At 68.8% G+C, this 17874-nt stretch carries 13 protein-coding genes; 2 read left to right on the forward strand and 11 right to left on the reverse strand.

Features of this window, described 5'->3' with window-relative positions; all coding sequences use genetic code 11:
* Positions 1-181: 181 nt before the first annotated feature.
* The 9 genes from J7357_RS02880 to J7357_RS02920 all read right to left on the reverse strand — a co-directional run bounded on the left by J7357_RS02880 (position 182) and on the right by J7357_RS02920 (position 12574).
* Complete coding sequence (locus J7357_RS02880; protein ID WP_017909178.1) at positions 182-775, reverse strand: TIGR00730 family Rossman fold protein; 594 nt, start codon at positions 773-775, stop codon at positions 182-184.
* 146 nt (positions 776-921) lie between these two features.
* A complete protein-coding gene (lpdA, locus tag J7357_RS02885) occupies positions 922-2358 on the reverse strand; it encodes a dihydrolipoyl dehydrogenase (RefSeq protein ID WP_209244762.1) in 1437 nt (478 codons plus the stop codon).
* A gap of 149 nt (positions 2359-2507) precedes the next feature.
* Complete coding sequence (gene sucB, locus J7357_RS02890) at positions 2508-3722, reverse strand: dihydrolipoyllysine-residue succinyltransferase (RefSeq protein WP_017909176.1); 1215 nt, start codon at positions 3720-3722, stop codon at positions 2508-2510.
* 47 nt (positions 3723-3769) lie between these two features.
* Complete coding sequence (locus tag J7357_RS02895) at positions 3770-6595, reverse strand: 2-oxoglutarate dehydrogenase E1 component (protein WP_209244763.1); 2826 nt, start codon at positions 6593-6595, stop codon at positions 3770-3772.
* Between the two features lie 185 nt (positions 6596-6780).
* The gene (locus tag J7357_RS02900; protein WP_209244764.1) at positions 6781-7680 is read right to left on the reverse strand and encodes a GNAT family N-acetyltransferase; all 900 of its coding nucleotides are present in this window, start codon (positions 7678-7680) and stop codon (positions 6781-6783) included.
* Positions 7681-7687: 7 nt separating this feature from the next.
* Positions 7688-8929, reverse strand: a complete 1242-nt coding sequence (locus J7357_RS02905) for a cupin domain-containing protein (protein ID WP_209244765.1) — start codon at positions 8927-8929, stop codon at positions 7688-7690.
* A gap of 248 nt (positions 8930-9177) precedes the next feature.
* The gene (locus J7357_RS02910; protein WP_209244766.1) at positions 9178-9780 is read right to left on the reverse strand and encodes a DUF3060 domain-containing protein; all 603 of its coding nucleotides are present in this window, start codon (positions 9778-9780) and stop codon (positions 9178-9180) included.
* A 66-nt stretch (positions 9781-9846) separates the two neighbouring features.
* A complete protein-coding gene (gene purB / locus J7357_RS02915; RefSeq protein WP_209244767.1) occupies positions 9847-11214 on the reverse strand; it encodes an adenylosuccinate lyase in 1368 nt (455 codons plus the stop codon).
* Between the two features lie 37 nt (positions 11215-11251).
* Positions 11252-12574, reverse strand: coding sequence for a hemolysin family protein (locus J7357_RS02920; protein ID WP_209244768.1), 1323 nt, complete (start codon positions 12572-12574; stop codon positions 11252-11254).
* A 398-nt stretch (positions 12575-12972) separates the two neighbouring features.
* Here J7357_RS02920 and J7357_RS02925 point away from each other — a divergent pair, with 398 nt between their 5' ends.
* Together J7357_RS02925 and J7357_RS02930 are read left to right on the forward strand one after the other, a co-directional pair.
* Positions 12973-13965: a YiiG family protein gene (locus J7357_RS02925; protein ID WP_209244769.1), complete on the forward strand. Its 993-nt coding sequence runs from the start codon at positions 12973-12975 to the stop codon at positions 13963-13965.
* 322 nt (positions 13966-14287) lie between these two features.
* Entirely contained in the window at positions 14288-15721 is a 1434-nt protein-coding gene (locus tag J7357_RS02930; RefSeq protein WP_209244770.1) for a class II fumarate hydratase, read from the forward strand.
* A gap of 208 nt (positions 15722-15929) precedes the next feature.
* On the opposite strand, the gene J7357_RS02935 is transcribed toward J7357_RS02930, so the two are convergent.
* Positions 15930-16370 (reverse strand): hypothetical protein, encoded by a 441-nt coding sequence (locus tag J7357_RS02935; protein WP_209244771.1) that lies wholly within the window; start codon positions 16368-16370, stop codon positions 15930-15932.
* Between the two features lie 79 nt (positions 16371-16449).
* Positions 16450-17817, reverse strand: a complete 1368-nt coding sequence (locus tag J7357_RS02940; RefSeq protein ID WP_209244898.1) for a PLP-dependent aminotransferase family protein — start codon at positions 17815-17817, stop codon at positions 16450-16452.
* Positions 17818-17874: the final 57 nt, after the last annotated feature.

The raw sequence follows: 17874 nt of genomic DNA on the forward strand, positions 1-17874 counted from the left end.
CCGCTCCTACAGGACACGTCGGTGACCTAACGGGCTGCCACGCCCCAAGCGCTTGCAGTGGATCCGATTCCCTTGGCGCAACGCGCTGCGCCGCTTTTCGTCGATCCGCGCCGCGGGAACAATCGGGCGCTGAGATGGATGACGCGTCGCCATGCGTCATGACGTTGCTGCTCTCGGAGTCTCAGCGCAACGCGTTGCGTCGCTTCTCGTCGATCCACTTAGAAGCCTGCGCCGGCGTGTACTCCCGCATCCAGCCCAGCATCGTGTCGATGTCGCTGCCGTACCACAGGTCGGCGCGCTGGTCCGGGTGCAGGAAGCGCTCTTCGACCATGCGATCGATCATGCCGATCAGCGGCGCGTAGAACCCTTCCACGTCGAGGAAGGCGCAGGGCTTGTTGCCGATGCCGAGCTGGCGCCAGGTCAGCATCTCGAAGATTTCCTCCATGGTGCCGAAGCCGCCGGGCAGGGCGACGAAGGCATCGGACAGATCGAACATGCGCGACTTGCGCTCGTGCATCGAACCGACGATCTCCAGTTCGGTGAGGCCGCGGTGCGCCACTTCCCAGTCGGCCAGTTGCTTGGGAATCACGCCGGTGACCTCGCCGCCGGCGGCGAGCACCGCATTGGCCACGGTGCCCATCAGACCGACATTGCCGCCGCCATAGACCAGGCGCAGCCCCTGCTCGGCGATGCGGGTGCCCAATTCGGTTGCGCGCTCGACGTAGGCCGGCTTGTTGCCGGCGTTGGAGCCGCAGTAGACGCAGATGCTTTTCATCGGGAATGGGGAATCGAGATTAGGGAATGGGAAAATCAAAAGCCGAAACGCATAACGCCGGACCTGGGTCCGGCGCTATGCGATGGGAATGGAGTGCCCGGAATGCGCTTTGCCCATTCCCGATTCTCCATTCCCGTTTCCCGGCCTCAATTGGCCTTATGAATCGCCCGCTTGCTCACCGCCATGGCCGCGTCGTGGATCGCTTCGGACAGGGTGGGGTGGGCGTGGCAGATGCGCGCCAGGTCGTCGGCCGAGCCGTTGAACTCCATGGTCAGCACGCCTTCGTGGACCAGTTCGGAGACGCCGACGCCGACGAGGTGCATGCCCAGCACGCGGTCGGTCTCGGCATGGGCGATGACCTTGACGAAGCCCGCCGGCTCGCCCATCGCCACTGCACGGCCGATCGCCGCGAACGGGAAGCTGCCGGCCTTGTACGGCACGCCTTCGGCCTTGAGCTGCTGCTCGGTCTTGCCGACCCAGGCGATTTCCGGCTCGGTGTAGATGACCCACGGGATGGTGTCGAAGTTGACGTGGCCGGGCAGGCCGGCGATCAGTTCGGCAACCGCGATGCCTTCCTCGAAGCCCTTGTGCGCCAGCATCGGCCCGCGCACGCAGTCGCCGATCGCCCACACGCCGTCGACGCCGGTGTGGCAGTGCGCATCGACCTCGATCTGGCCGCGCTCGTTGACCTTGACGCCGGTGCCATCGGCCAGCAGGCCCTTGGTGGCGGCGCGACGGCCGACGGCCACCAGCAGCTTGTCCACGTTGAGGGTCTTCTCGCCTTCGCCGTCGCTATAGGTGACGACCACTTCCTGCTTCTTGCCCTTGCCGGTGACTTCGGTCTTGGAGACCTTGGCGCCGAGCTTGATGTCCAGGCCCTGCTTCTTGAATTCCTTCAGCGCGGTCTTGGCCACTTCGGCATCGGCCAGGGCCAGGAAGTCCGGCAGCGCCTCGAGGATGGTGACCTCGGCGCCCAGGCGCTTCCACACGCTGCCCAGTTCCAGGCCGATCACGCCGGCGCCGATCACCGCCAGGCGCTTGGGCACTTCGGTGAAATCCAGCGCGCCGACGTTGTCGACGATGGTCTCGCCGTCGAACTTGGCGAACGGCAGCTCGATCGAATCCGAGCCCGCGGCCAGGATCACGTTGGTGCCCTTCAGCTCGACTTCGCTGCCGTCGTGCTGCTTCACCTTGACCACGTTGCCCGGCTGCAGTTCGCCGAAGCCGTAGTACGGCGTGATCTTGTTCGCCTTGAACAGCATGGCGATGCCGCCGGTGAACTGCTTGACGATCTTGTCCTTGCGCCCGACCATCGCCGCGACGTCGATCTTGGCGTCCTTGAAGCTGATGCCGTGCTCGCCGAACAGGTGGCCCATGTTCCAGAACTGGCGCGAGGAATCCAGCAACGCCTTGGACGGGATGCAGCCCACGCGCAGGCAGGTGCCGCCCAGCGCCGGCTTGCCGTCCTTGCCCAGCGCCGCGTCGATGCACGCGGTCTTCAGGCCCAGCTGGGCGGCGCGGATGGCCGCGTGATAGCCGGCGGGACCGGCACCGATGACGACGACGTCGTATTGTTCGCTCATTTCATTCGCTCACACGGGAATGGGGAATAGGGAATGGGGAATCGCAAAAGCGCAGGCGCCTGCCGCCTCCCATCCAGGTCCAGGCGGGAACAGGGCAGGAAAATGGGCGCTTGTCCCATTCCCCACTCTCCATTCCCGATTCCCGGCTCTTACAGACCGAACAGCATCCGGCCCGGGTTTTCCAGCTGGTTCTTGATGTCGACCAGGAACTGCACCGAGTCCTTGCCGTCGATGATGCGGTGGTCGTAGGACAGCGCCAGGTACATCATCGGCGCGATCACGACCTGGCCGTTCTCGGCGATCGGACGCTCCTTGATCGCGTGCATGCCCAGGATCGCGCTCTGCGGCGGGTTGATGATCGGGGTCGACAGCAGCGAGCCGAAGGTGCCGCCGTTGGTCACGGTGAAGGTGCCGCCCTGCAGTTCTTCCAGGCTCAGCTTGCCGTCGCGTGCCTTCTTGGCGTAGTCGGCGATGCCCTGCTCGATGTCGGCGAAGGACTGCCGCTCGACGTTGCGCAGCACCGGCGTGACCAGGCCCTTGTCGGTGGACACGGCGATGGAGATGTCGCTGTAGCCGTGATAGATGATGTCGTCGCCGTCGATCGAGGCGTTGACCAGCGGGAAACGCTGCAGCGCGTTGGCCGCGGCCTTGACGAAGAAGCTCATGAAGCCGAGCTTGATGCCGTGGGCCTTCTGGAACTCGTCCTGCAGTTCCTTGCGCGCCGCCGAGACCTTGGCCAGGTTGACCTCGTTGAAGGTGGTCAGCATCGCGGTCGAGTTCTTCGACTGCATCAGACGCTCGGCGATGCGCTTGCGCACGCGGGTCATCGGCACGCGCTCTTCCGGACGCGCACCGCTGGCCTTGCCGGCGCCGCCGTTCTTGGCGTAGTTGAGGATGTCTTCCTTGGTCACAGCGCCGCGGCGGCCGGTGCCTTCGACCTGCGACGGATCCACGCCTTCGGTGATGGCGCTGAAGCGCGCGCCCGGCGGCAGGCTGGACACATCACCGGCGGCCTTCGGTGCGTCGGCCTTGGCGGCCTTCGGCGCTTCCGCGGCGGCGGCCTTGGGCGCTTCGGCCTTCGGGGCCTCGGCGACCTTGGCCTCGGCCGGCGCCGCAGCGGCGGTCGCGCCTTCCTCGATGATCGCCAGGATCTGCGAGCTGGTCACGGTGGCGCCGGTCTCGAACTTGATCTCCTTCAGCACGCCATCGACGGGCGAGGGCACTTCCAGCACGACCTTGTCGGTCTCCAGGTCCACCAGGTTCTCGTCGCGCTTGACCGCCTCGCCGGCCTTCTTGTGCCAGCTGGCGATGGTGGCATCGGATACGGATTCGGGCAGTACCGGAACTTTGACTTCGGTGGCCATTGCAGGGGGCGTCCTAGTGGTGTCTTTTTTGAAGTGTGAAAGGGTGTTTATTCAGCGACTTGGTCGTTGAACGGATTCAACAGCGCATCGGCGACCAGCTTCAGTTGCTCTTCCACGTGCTCGGCGAAGTGGCCGGCGGCGGGAGACGGCGAGCGGGCGCGGCCGGCGTAGTGCAGGCTCTGTCCGTCGGCCAGGCAGGCCTGCAGGTGGTGCTTGATCTGGTACCAGGCGCCCTGGTTCTGCGGCTCTTCCTGGCACCAGACCAGGTCGGTGGCATTGCCGTAGCGCTTCAGTTCGGCCGACAGCAGCTCGCGCGGGAACGGATACAGCTGCTCCACGCGCAGGATGGCGACGTCGTCCTGGCCGCGCTTGGTCTGGTCCTCGAGCAGGTCGTAGTAGACCTTGCCCGAGCACGCGACCACGCGCTTGACCTTCTTCGGGTCGGCCTTGGCGTCCGGGATCAGGTGCTGGAACTCGCCATCGGCCAGTTCCTCCAGCGTCGACACCGCCAGCTTGTGGCGCAGTAGCGACTTGGGCGTCATCACCACCAGCGGCTTGCGCGTGGACATGCGCATCTGCCGGCGGATCATGTGGAACGCCTGAGCCGGAGTGGTCGGCACGCAGACCAGCATGTTCTCCAGCGCGCACAGCTGCAGGAAGCGCTCCAGGCGTGCGGAACTGTGCTCCGGGCCCTGGCCTTCGTAGCCGTGCGGCAGGAACAGCGACAGGCCGGAGATGCGGCCCCACTTGGCTTCGCCGGCGGCGATGAACTGGTCGATCACCACCTGCGCGCCGTTGGCGAAGTCGCCGAACTGCGCTTCCCAGATGCACAGCGCGTTGGGATCGGTGGTGGAGTAGCCGTACTCGAAGCCCATCACCGCCTCCTCGCTGAGCAGCGAGTCGATCACGGTGGCGTCTTCCGGGTTCTCCACCAACTGCCGCAGCGGCAGGTAGTAGCTGTCGGTCTTCTGGTCGTGCAGGATCGCGTGGCGGTGGAAGAACGTGCCGCGGCCCGCGTCCTGGCCGACCAGGCGCAGCTTGTGGCCTTCGCCCAGCAGGGTGGCGTAGGCCAGGTTCTCGGCGAAGCCCCAGTCGCCCGGCAGTTCGCCGGCGGCCATCTTCACGCGGTCCTCGTAGATCTTGGCCACGCGCGGGTGCAGCTCGACGCCGCCCGGGATGGTGGTGATGATCTTGGCCAGCTGGTCCAGGGTCTTGCGCTTGACCGTGGTGTCGACCTTGTCCGAGAGCTTGCCCGACAGGTACTTGGACCAGTCGATGGCGAATTCGTCGGGCTTGCGGGTCGCCAGCTCGGTGGTGTACTCGCCCGAGTCGAGCTTGTTGCGGTAGCCGTCGACCAGTGCCTGCGCCTCGCCGGCCTGCAGCACGCCTTCGCTTTCCAGCTGGGCGGCGTACAGCTCGCGGGTGGTCTTGTGCTTGCGGATGGTCTGGTACATCACCGGCTGGGTGGCCGCCGGCTCGTCGGCCTCGTTGTGGCCCCAGCGGCGGTAGCAGACCAGGTCGATGACCACGTCCTTGTTGAACTGCTGGCGGAAGTCGTAGGCCAGGTTGGCCACGAACGCCACCGCGTCCGGATCGTCGCCGTTCACATGGAACACAGGCGCGCCGATCATCTTGGCCACGTCGGTGCAGTACAGCGTGGAACGGGCGTCGTCGCGGGCGCTGGTGGTGAAGCCGATCTGGTTGTTGACCACGATGTGCACGGTGCCGCCGACCGCGAAGCCGCGCGCCTGCGACATCTGGAACAGCTCCATGACCACGCCCTGGCCGGCGAACGCGGCGTCGCCGTGGATGATCACCGGCAGCACCGACTTGCGCGCGGCGTCGCCGTAGCGCTCCTGGCGCGAACGCACGCTGCCGACCACCACGGGGTCGACGATTTCCAGGTGCGAGGGGTTGAACGCCAGCGCCAGGTGCACCGACTTGCCGTCGGCCACCGCCACGTCGGCGGAGAAGCCCATGTGGTACTTCACGTCGCCGGTGTGGGCGCGGTCGTCGTGGGCGTGCTCGAACTTGCCTTCGAACTCGTCGAACAGCTTGCGCGGGTTCTTGCCCAGGGTGTTGACCAGCACGTTGAGGCGGCCGCGGTGGGCCATGCCGACCACGATGTCCTTGACCGCGTCGTTGCCGGCGCGCTGCACCAGCACGTCCATCATCGGGATCAGCGAGTCGCCGCCTTCCAGCGAGAAGCGCTTCTGGCCGACGTACTTGGTGTGCAGGTAGCGCTCCAGGCCCTCGGCGGCGGTGATCCGCTCCAGGGTGCGGCGGCGGCTGGCGGCGTCGCCGGCGATGTTGCCGCCCGCGTTCTCCAGGCGCTGGTAGATCCACTGGCGCTGTTCGAACTCGGAGATGTGCATGAACTCGCTGCCGACCGACCCGGTGTAGGTCGCCTTCAGCCGCGCCAGCAGGTCGCGCAGTTTCATCCGCGGCTGGCCGCCGAGGCCGCCGGTGCTGAACTCGCTGCCCAGATCGCTTTCCGACAGGCTGTGGAACGGCAGGCCCAGGTCCGGCGGGTTCACCGGCGGGGTCAGGCCCAGCGGATCCAGGCGCGCGCCGAGGTGGCCGCGCGAACGGTAGGCGGTGATCAGGCGGCCGACATGGCGCTCGCGCTCGTCGCCGCTCGGGCCGGTGCCGCTGTTGGCGGCCTGGCGCGCGGCGCTGGCGATGTGGGCGATGACCGCAGAGTGGGGAACGTCACCGGCATCGCGGCCCTGGAAGCCGTCGAAGTAGGTTTTCCACTTGGGATCGATGCTGTCGGGAGAGACCAGATACTGTTCGTACAGGTCTTCGATATAGGCGGCATTGCCGCCGGCGAGTTGCGATGACTGCGCAAACTGCTTGAGTAGATTGTCCACGATGGTGGGGTGCGGTCGCTTTGTTTGGGGTGGCTTGCGGCAGGAACCGGCGGACGCGAGGGCCGCGCGGGCGTAATCAAGCGCAAAAATTATACCCCCATGAACCAGCCGGGGTGTGCATTCGGCGTGGTCAAGGCCGATCCCGGTTCATCCGTGGCAGTTGCGGCGGCGTGGTCGCGGCGGCCTCACCAGCCCAGTGCGCGCAGTTCGCTGCAGGGCCGGGCGCGCTCCCAGACCCGGTCGAAGGTGGCGCGCAACTGGCGTGCGCGGCCGCCACCGAGCAGGTCGGTCTCGCCGTCGTAACGGTGACCGAGTCCACGGAAGTAGTAGCCGCCGCCGTCGTCGACCAGGTAGGCGGTGGCGTCGCTGCGGTCCACCGGATCGCTGACTTCGCGGAACTGGAACACGCTGGGCAAGCGCTGTGCCAGCGCCAGCAAGGGGGCGCCCCCGCGCTGCGGCGCGGCCGCGTCGTGCAGCAACACACGCACCTGCTTGGCATGCGCGGCGACCGCGAAGCGCCGCAGCTGTTCCACCACGCGGGCATCGTCGAGCAGGCCGGGATCCAGCGTGCGGCTGTGGATCAGCACCTGCCGCCGGGCCTGCGCCAGCACCGCGATGCTGGCGGCGATCGCCATCGCCGCGTCCTCCACCGCCACCGCGCCGTCGAAGCGGCGGCGCAGCGGCACGGTCTCCGCGGAGGCGGCCACGCCGCCCGGCGGCGGCAGGAAGCCGTGGCGGGCATGGAATGCCAGTGTCGCGGCGGGCGCATGCAGCTCCAGCTGCGGCCAGCCCCGCTGCTGCGCCTGCGCGATCAGGCCGCGCAGCAGCGCGCTGCCGACCCCGCGCCCACGCCAGTCCGGCAACACGCTCAGCGCGGCGATCCGCCGGTCTGCGCCGAGCCGCGCCGCACCGACCATCTGGCCGTCGTCGCTGCGCGCGACCAGGTGCTCGCCCAGCGCGTCCTGCGCTCCACGTGTGGGGTCGGCCGGGTCCGCGACGGTGCCGGCCGCGGCACGCAGCGCGCGCAGTTCGGCGCCGTCGTGGACGGGATCCAGCGCAGCGATGCGGAAACCGGGGCCGGGCATGGTCGGATCAGGCCGCGTCGGCGTCCTCGTCGGTGCCGTCCTCGGCCTCCAGCGGCTGGTAGAAGCCGCCTTCGATCAGTTCCAGCAGGGTCTGCCTGCCGGCTGCCGACAGCGCCGTGTAGTCGCTGCCGTCGATGTGTTCGGCCGCGGCCAGGCGCTTGGCGTCATTGACCGGCAGCGCGAACTCCAGGCCGCTGCAGAACAGCATGGCGCCGCGGCTGGCGCGCCGCCACGCCGGCCGCGCCCAGGGATGCCGCTGCAGGACCAGGCCCTGTTCCAGCGCCGCAGCGATCTCCGCCGCCGGCGGCAGCCCGGCCGGCGGCAGGATCTCGCCGGCGGCGCGGTAGGTGGTGATGAAGCGGCCGAACCAGGCGCCCAGCGTGTCCGGGTCGTTCATGCGCAGCGCGTTCAGCGCCTCGACCACCCGGCCCATCGCCGCCGCATCGATCTCGTAGGGATCGGCCGGCGCCTGCAGGTCTTCGTCGTGGTAGCGCAATGCCTCGTCGGCGCCGTCGATCAGCGTGTCCAGGTAATCGGCGATCAGCTCGGCCGAGGACGGCGCACGCATGCCCACCGAGAAGGTCAGGCAGGCGTCTTCGGCGACGCCGTGGTGCGGCACCAGCGGCGGCAGGTACAGCATGTCGCCCGGTCCCAGCACCCAGTCGTGGGTCGGCTCGAACTGGCGCAGCAGCTTCAGTTCCACGTCGTCGCGGAAGTCGGTCGGCGGCGCCGGGCGGCCCAGCGCGGCGCTGGCGTCGATCTGCCAGCGGCGGTGGCCGTGGGCCTGCAGCAGGAACACGTCGTAATGGTCCACGTGCGCGCCGACCGAGCCGCCGCGCGCGGCGAAGCTGACCATCACGTCGTCCACCCGCCAGCGCGGCAGGAAGCGGAACTGCTCGAGCAGGGCGCGGATGTCCGGGTCCCACTTGTCCACGTCCTGCACCAGCAGGGTCCAGTCGTGGTCGGGCATGCCGGGGAACTCGTGCTCCTGGAACGGGCCGCTGCGCACCCGCCAGCGGTCGTTGGCGCGGTCGTGCTCGACCAGCCGCGACAGCGCCGCCTCTTCGCAGGCCAGGCCGGCCAGGTCGCCGGGCTCGATCGGCGAAACGAAGTTGGGGAAGGCGTTGCGGATCAGCAGCGGGCGCTTGTGCCAGTAGTCGCGCAGGAAGGTCGCGGCGGGCATGCCCAGCGGTTGCCCGGGGCGGGCGTGGAGTTCGAAAGCGGGAGCGGCGGTCTTGCGGGCAGCCATGTGCGGTGGGGTCCTTGCAACGCGGAAGGAAAGGGCGGGCGCGCGGCGGCGCCGGCCGGACCCGGCCATTGTCCGCCGGTTTGGCCCGTGGGGCCATCGCGGTGGGCTTGGCGGATCGCCTTCGGCCAAGGCGGTGGCGATCCGGCGATCGGGTTCTGGCGCGTGTGGGCATGCAGCGGGCGCGCCGCCGGCGGTTCGGACGTCCGCGGCGCGTGGCGGCCGCGTCGCAGCGGGCGAGGCGCTGGGCGTTACTGGTCGAGGATACGGTTGTCGCGGCCGCTGTCGTCGACCTGGGCCGTGCCGCTGCGCTGGACGATGGCGTTGTCGTTGCCCTGCAGGGCGATGGCGCCGATCGCGCTGGCCTGCAACTGGTTCTGGTCGCCCGACACCTCCAGCGTGGCGATGCGCGCCATCTGCAGGCGGCCGTGGCGGCCGAACAGCGCGACCTGGCCGGCGTCGCCGCGCACCGTCACCTGCGCGTTGTCGCCGAGCACGCGCAGGGTGTCGGCCCGTTCGATCTGCAGGTTGCCGTTGCGGCCGAACAGGCTGACGGTGGCGCAGTGCCCGTGCAGCACCAGGGTGGCGTCGCGGCCGACGATGTTCAGGTCGCGGCCGTCGCAATCGATGTCGCCGCTGGCCGAGGCGGCCATGCGGATCTGCGTCTCGGCGTCGCGCTCGTCGCCATCGGCAATGTCGCCGGCCGACGGCGCCGCCGCGATCGGCGGCGCGGCCTGCATGACCACGGTGCGCGGGGCGGCGGTGTGCGCGCCATCGCCGGCCGGCGGGCGTGGCGCCTGCGCGCAGCCGGCCAGGGCCAGCAGCGGCAACACAAACAACGGGGTGCGTTTCATCGCGGGGCTCTGCTGTGAGCCACCAGCATGCCCCTGGCCGATTAACCCAGGATGGACGGGACTAGCTCAGATGCTGCGCGCCAGCCGCTCGGCCAGGCCGACGTAGCCGCCCGGTGTCAGCTCGCGCAGGCGCTGCTTGGCGTCCTCGGGCAGGTCCAGGGTCTCGACGAAGGCGCGCATCGAGTCGGCGGTGATGCCCTGGCCGCGGGTCAGCGCCTTGAGCTGCTCGTAGGGGTTGGGCAGGCCGTGGCGGCGCATCACCGTCTGCACGGCTTCGGCCAGCACTTCCCAGGCCGCGTCCAGGTCGGCGTCCAGGCGCTCGGGGTTCACGGTCAGCTTGCCCAGGCCCTTGGCCAGCGAGTCCAGCGCCACCTGGGTGTGGCCGAAGGCGGTACCGAGCGCGCGCAGCACGGTGGAGTCGGTGAGGTCGCGCTGCCAGCGGCTGATCGGCAGCTTGGCCGAGAAGTGCTCGAACAGGGCGTTGGCGATGCCGAAGTTGCCTTCGGCGTTCTCGAAGTCGATCGGGTTGACCTTGTGCGGCATGGTCGAGGAGCCGACTTCGCCTTCCTTGAGCTTCTGCTTGAAGTAGCCCAGCGAAATGTAGCCCCAGATGTCGCGCGCCAGGTCGACCAGCACGGTGTTGGCGCGGCGGGTGGCGTCGCCCAGTTCGGCGACGTTGTCGTGCGGCTCGATCTGGGTGGTGTAGGGGTTGAACACCAGGCCCAGGCTTTCCACGAAGCGCTGCGCGAAGCCCGGCCAGTCGACGTCGGGGTAGCTGGCGACGTGGGCGTTGTAGTTGCCGACCGCGCCGTTGATCTTGCCGGTCAGCTCGACCGCGGCGATCTGCCGGCGCTGGCGCTCGAGGCGCGCGACGACGTTGGCGATCTCCTTGCCCAGGGTGGTCGGCGAGGCGGTCTGGCCGTGGGTGCGCGAGAGCATCGGCTGTGCGGCCTGCGCATGGGCCAGGGCGCGCAGCGTCGCGATCACCGCGTCCAGGGTCGGCAGCAGCACCTCGCGCCGGGCCTGCTCCAGCATCAGCCCGTAGCTGAGATTGTTGATGTCCTCGCTGGTGCAGGCGAAATGCACGAACTCCAGGGCCGGGCCGAGTTCGGCATCGTCCTTGAGCTGCTCCTTGATGAAGTACTCCACCGCCTTGACGTCGTGGTTGGTGGTGCGCTCGATCTGCTTGACCCGCGCCGCGTGCTCCACGCCGAAGCCCTCGGCCAGGGCGCGCAGGCGCTGCGCCGCCGCCGGCGAGAACGCGGCCAGCTCGCCGATGCCCGGCTCGGCGCCCAGCGCCAGCAGCCATTCGATCTCCACCTTCACCCGCGCCTTGATCAGGCCGTATTCGGAGAAGATCGGCCGCAGGGCGTCGACCTTGCCGGCGTAGCGGCCATCGAGCGGGGACAGGGCGAGCAGGGCGGAATCGGACATGGCGGGGGCGTGGGGTGGTGTCGGCGGGGGCGCCATTCTACGTCGGCGCGGCCTCGGCGGCCTGTGCCAGCCGCACGGTCACCGCCTGGATGCGGTGACCGGCCATGCGCTTGACCGTGAACAGGTGCCCGTCGATCTCCAGCCGCTCGCCTTCCTCGGGCAGGCGCTGCAACTGGTGCACGATCAGCCCGCCGACCGAGTTGAGGTGCTCCGGCGCGCGCAGGTCGCGGCCGAGCAGGCGTTCGAGGCGGAAGATCGAGGTCGAGCCGGCCACCAGCACGCTGCCGTCGGCGCCGCGGGTCGGCGCGTCCTTGACCACGTGCGGGTGCTCGTCCTCGATGTCGCCGACCACCACTTCCAGCAGGTCTTCCAGGGTGAAATAGCCGAGGATGCGGCCGTGCTCGTCCACGCACAGCGCCATGTGCGTGGCGCCGGTGCGGAAACGCTCCAGCACCAGCGGCACCGGCGTCTCCAGGGCGATCAGGTTGGCCGGGCGCAGCAGCGGGCGCAGGTCGGCGCTGGGGCGGCCGCGGGCGATCTCCACCAGCAGGTCCTTCATGTGCAGGATGCCCAGCACCTGCTCGCCGTCGCGATCGAACCACGGATAGCGGCTGTAGCGGCTGTCGGCGAACTCGGCCATCACCGCCTCCAGCGGCATGCCCTCGCGCAGCGCGCGCAGGTGGTCGCGTGCGCGCATCAGGTCGCCCGCCACCAGTTCCGGCAGCTCCAACGCGTGGCTCATCAGGGTCAGTTCGTGGTCGGGCGCACCGCCGGCGGGGTGCTGGCGGCCGACGATCAGCTTCAGTTCCTCGCGCGAGTAGCGGTGCGAGGCATGCTCGACCTCGCCCCAGCCCACGGCCTTCAGCAAGCCGTTGGCGCTGGTGTTGAGCAGCCAGATCGCCGGATACATCGCCCAGTAGAACAGGTACAGCGGCGCCGCGGTCCACAGCGACATGCGCTCCGGGCGGCGGATCGCCATCGACTTGGGCGCGAGTTCGCCGAGCACGATGTGCAGGAACGAGATGACGCTGAAGGCGATGACGAAGGCGCTCAGGCGCGCGGCCTCTTCGCTCAGCCCCAGCAGGTCGAACAACGGCTGCAGCAGGTGCGCGAAGGCCGGTTCGCCGACCCAGCCCAGGCCCAGCGAGGACAGGGTGATGCCGAGCTGGCAGGCCGACAGGTAGGCGTCGAGGTGGCCGTGCACGTTGAGCAGCAGGCGGCCGCGCCAGCCGTGGTGTTCGGCCAGGCCCACGGCCTGGGTGTGGCGCAGCTTGACCAGGGCGAACTCGGCGGCGACGAAGAAGCCGTTGAGCAGCACCAGCAGCATCGCCAGCGCCAACAGCAGCAGGTTGCCGATCATGTGCGTTCCCCGGCGCGCGTCGCTGGGGCGTCAGAGCGCCAGGCAGGCAGGATGGAAATGGCGGGGAGGGTGGCCCGGCGCAGCATGCGCCGGCATCTACAGTCTGAATCGTCGCCCATGGCGGCGTGAGAGTTCCGTCGGTAATACGTCGTCGCAGTCTAGCCGATGCGCTGCGTGGCTGCCGCCGACGCGCGCCGTCTCGCGCACTCCGTCACAGGCAAAGCGTCGCCAACAAATACCGTGGAAGGACACGCAACCGCTGTTGCGAATCCCAATCCCGACTCCCCGGCCTTTCAGCAGCCGAATGGCTGATCATCCCGGCCCTCCAGCCATCACGCCGCGACGATCTTTTCGTTTGCTAAACTTTCTGTAACCGTTTTCAACATCAACGTTCCCCCATGACATCTTCTTTGCGTCTTGCGGCGCTGGCCGCCGCTGTGTCCGTTTTCCTCACCGCCTGTAGCGGCAAGCCCTCGGCCACGCCGACCGACGCCGATGCCAGCCATGCTCCCGCAGACGCCGCCGCCGACGAAGCGGACCAGGCGCTGACCCGCAAGCTCAACGCCTACATCGAATGCTTCAACAAGGTCGATGGGCGCATCCACGAAGGTGCGCAGCAGTACGTGCGCTGGATGGCCGATCCCAAGGCCGGCCCCACCGGCAAGGAAACCAGCGTGTACGGGCCCGCCCCGATCGACGAGTACGCCATGAAGCAGTGCGACGCGCCGATGACCGAGGCGATCGCGGCCAAGCCGGCGTTGCCGGCGCTGGATGCGGCGGCCAAGCGCTATCTGGCCGCGTTGAAGACGCTGCAGCCGCTGGCCAACCAGGCCCGCGACTACTACGACCGCGAGGACTACCAGGACGATCAGTTCGCCAAGGGCAAGCAACTGCATGCGCCGCTGATGGCCGCGCTGTCCGAATTCCACGAGGCCAGCGACGCCTTCAGCCACGAACTGGAGGCGCAGAACGACGCCGCGCAGCGCGAGCAGTTGAAGGCGATGGAGAAGGCCGAGGGCCGTACCCGCGATTTCTATCGGATGTCGATGATGCTCGAGGCCAAGGACATCGTCGGGCTGATGCAGGACGACGACTTCGACACCGCCAAGGCCACCGCGCTGGTGGCCGACTTCAACCGCCTGTCCGACGAGGCGCACGCCAAGGTGGCCAACCAGGAGCCGGGCAAGTCCGACTGGAGCGGTTTCGAGACCGCCGCCGAGAACTTCCGCAAGGAATCCAAGGCACGGATCAAGCGGATAGCGGACAAGGTTCCGTACAGCGCGTTCGAGCAGCGCTCGCTGGACAACCCGATCGTCGCGCCGGAAGGCTCGCCGGCACGCCTGATGAAGAGCTACAACGACCTGGTGTTCCAGAGCAATCGCCAGCAGTAAGGGTCCTGGCCGGCGGCGCAATGCCGCCGGTCCTGCCGCGGCGGTCGCCATGGCCGCCGCGCGTGCCGTGGCGTCTTGCCGGGGCTTCGGCCGGCCACTGCGCACCGTCGACAGGCATCGCGTCGACTGCCTGCATCCGCCGATCACCGCGCGCGCCTGGCACGCCTCCAGACATTCCTAACATCCGCCGGCGCACACTGCTGACGCCGGGCGCTGCGCCGCGGATAATGCGTGCGCCAGCCGCAATTCCCGCCAGCCTGCCTCCCCGGACGTCCGACGACGGCGCCGATGGATTCCCTTTTGCAGATGCGGAGATTGCGCGATGAGTGACACATTCAGGGTCGAACACGACAGCATGGGCGAACTGCAGGTGCCTGCAGAGGCCTTGTGGGGTGCGCAGACCCAGCGTGCGGTGCAGAACTTTCCGGTGTCCGGGCGCCCGATGCCGCGCGGCTTCATCCGTGCGCTGGGCCTGATCAAGGCCGCCGCGGCCGGGGTCAACGCCGACCTGGACCTACTGCCGAAGGCCGTCGCCAAGGCGATCCAGGCCGCGGCGTTGGAGGTGGCCGACGGCCGCCACGACGCGCACTTCCCGATCGACATCTACCAGACCGGTTCGGGCACCTCGTCGAACATGAACGCCAACGAGGTCATCGCCACGCTGGCCAACCGCAGCGCCAAGGGCGAGGGCAAGCACGGCAGCAAGGCGCTGCCGACGGTGCATCCCAACGACCACGTCAACCTCGGCCAGAGTTCCAACGACGTGGTGCCGACCGCGATCCGCGTCGCCGCGCTGCTCGCTGCGCGCGAGCACCTGCTGCCCGCGCTGAAGCACCTGCGCAAGACCATCGACAAGCGCGCCAAGCAGTTGCAGGGCGTGGTCAAGACCGGGCGCACCCACCTGATGGACGCGATGCCGCTGACCTTCGGCCAGGAGTTCGGCGCCTGGTCGGCGCAACTGGTATCGGCGCAGGCGCGTATCGACGACAGCCTCAAGCGCCTGCGCCGGCTGCCGCTGGGCGGCACTGCGATCGGCACCGGCATCAACGCCGATCCGCGCTTCGGCGGCAAGGTCGCCAAGGCGCTGTCGGCACTGACCGACCACACTTTCGAGAGCGCCGAGAACAAGTTCGAGGGCCTGGCCGCGCAGGACGATGCGGTGGAACTGTCCGGCCAACTCAATGCGCTGGCGGTGGCGCTGATCAAGATCGCCAACGACCTGCGCTGGATGAATGCCGGGCCGCTGGCCGGCCTCGGCGAGATCGAATTGCCGGCATTGCAGCCGGGCAGCTCGATCATGCCGGGCAAGGTCAATCCGGTGATTCCCGAGGCCACGGTGATGGCCTGCGCGCAGGTCATCGGCCACCACACCGCGATCACCGTGGCCGGGCAGACCGGCAACTTCCAGTTGAACGTGACCCTGCCGCTGATCGCCGCCAATTTGCTGGAGTCGATCCAGTTGCTGGGCAACGTGTCGGTGCTGCTGGCCGATTCGGCGATCGCCGGGCTCAAGGTGCGCGAGGAGCGGGTGCGCGAGGCGCTGGACCGCAACCCGATCCTGGTCACCGCGTTGAACCCGATCATCGGCTACGAGAAGGCCGCGGCGATCGCCAAGCGCGCCTACAAGGAGAACCGGCCGGTGCTGGAGGTGGCGAAGGAAGACAGCGGCCTGGGAGAGGACGAACTGCGCCGGCTGCTGGATCCGGCTGCATTGACCGAAGGCGGCATCCACGCCGGCGCGGGCGGCGGTGGCTGAGCCGTGACGGAGCGCATGCTGGCGGTTGAACCTGGCCGCCGTCGGGACTGACGTTCCTTCCACATCGCGCCCAGGCGCTGCGTCGCAAGCCCCTGTGTAGGAGCGGCTTCAGCCGCGATGGGCTTTACCGTGAAGGCGCATCGCGGCTGAAGCCGCTCCTACAGAAATGCCTCCATCATTACTGGAGGCGCTCTTGTGCCGGCACGCCTCAGCGGCGCTCGGCCTGCAGGTTGTCGAAGCTGTCGCGGTACGGCTGCAGCGACGGAATGTCGCGCAACACCGCCGCCTGCGCTTCGGTGATTTCCGGGGTCGGCGCGAAGCCCACCGAGCGCATGTTCGGGTCCGGCGCCGCGATCTCCAGGGTGCGCTGGCGCTGCATCTGCAGGTGCATGAACAACTGCTGCAGTTCGGTGCGCTGCGCGGGTGGCAGCGGCAGTTCGATGTCGTCGATGCGCAGGCTGCCATCGGGGCCGATGGTGGCGTTGGCGGCCGGGGCGCGACGCAGCATCACGTTCATGCTGTCCACCGCCACGCGCGGCTTGCTGCGCTCGGCGCGCGAGGAGGCGGTCTCGCCGCCGCGTCCGCCGCAGGCGGCGAGCAGCAGGCACAGCGACAGCAGCGAGAACCAGGCGAACAGCGTCTTCTTCATGGAGGCGATGCAGTGGGGGAGTGCGGGCATTCTAGAACGTGCGGCGGCTGCGGTCGTGCCGAGGCGCGCGGGCCGCGCATCATCTGCGTGAGTTCGAAGCGGACTGCATGGCGCGCGCGAGCACGCTGAACATCCGCTCGTCGGTGCATTGCGCGACGTTGAAGCGCAGGAAATCGCCCGCGCTCAGCGACTGGCTGAACGCATTGCCCGGCGCCAGCACCACGCCTTCCTGCAGGCAGGCGTGCGCGATCGCTGCGGCCTCCATGCCCGCGGGCAGCCTGCACCAAAGGAACAGGCCGGCCCGCGGAATCAGCCAGGGTCGGATGCCGAGACCCTGGAGCCGCTCTACCGTCCTGGCCATCTGCTCCGCCAGGCGCCGCCGCAAGGTCTCCAGATGCCGGCGGTAGCCGCTGTCGGTCAGGGCGATCAGCACGGCCTCGGCCGCCAGCCGGCCGCCGCCGAAGCTGGTGGCGATCTTCAGGTCGGCGAGGCTTTCGATCCAGTCGCCACGTGCGGCGATGTAGCCGCAACGCAGCGACGCCGACACCGTCTTGGAAAAGCTGCCGATCTGGATGACCCGCGCCAGGCCGTCGAAGGCCGCCAGCCGCGGGGCGGGGCTGGTCTCGAAGTCGGCGAAGATGTCGTCCTCGACGATCACCAGGTCCGAGCCCTCGGCCAGGAGCAGCAGCCGGTGCGCCGTCGTCGCGGACAGGATCGCGCCGGTGGGGTTGTGGATCCCCGAATTGGTGATGTACAGCCGCGGCGCATACGCCCGCAGCGCCGCTTCGAAGTGCGCCACGTCCGGTCCGTTCGGCGTATAGGGCACGCCCACGACCTGCACGCGATGCGCCTTGAGCAAGGCATGGAAATTGAAGTAGCACGGGTCGTCGACCAGCACCGTGTCGCCGGGCGAGAGCAGGAAACGGCCGATCAGGTCGATCGCATGCGTGCCCGATTCGGCGAGCAGGATCTGTTCGGGCGGCGCCTGCACGCCATTGCCCGCCAGCCGTCGCGACAGGAACTGGCGCAAGCCGGGGTGGCCCAGGGGCGTGGCGTACTCGGTCAGTTCCTGCGTGTCGGCGCGCGCCAGCGTGCGCAGTGCGCGACGCATGCCCGCGCCGTACAGCCATTCGGGTGGCAGCCAGCCGCAGCCGGGCTTGAGCACGCGCGCATCCGCTTCCAGCGACTGCCGCGACACCCACAGCGGATCGATCTGCCGGTCGAGCTTCGGGCCGAGTTGCGCCAGCGCCAGTGGGGCCACCGACCCGGCCACATAGAAGCCCGACCCTGGGCGCGCCGCGATCGCGCCCTCGGCCGCCAGCCGCTCGTAGGCTTCCACCACCGTCGACACCGACACCCGCAGCGCGCGCGCCTGCGCGCGCACGGAGGGCAGGCGCGCTCCCGGCAGGCTGGTGCGGTTGGCGATGCGGGCGCGGATGTCGGCCATCACCGCATCGATGCGCGTGCCGGGTGCTGCGGGTCTGTCCACTTTCGTCAGCTGTAC

This window comes from Xanthomonas sp. D-109 (assembly GCF_017746095.1).
GTDB lineage: Bacteria > Pseudomonadota > Gammaproteobacteria > Xanthomonadales > Xanthomonadaceae > Xanthomonas_A > Xanthomonas_A sacchari.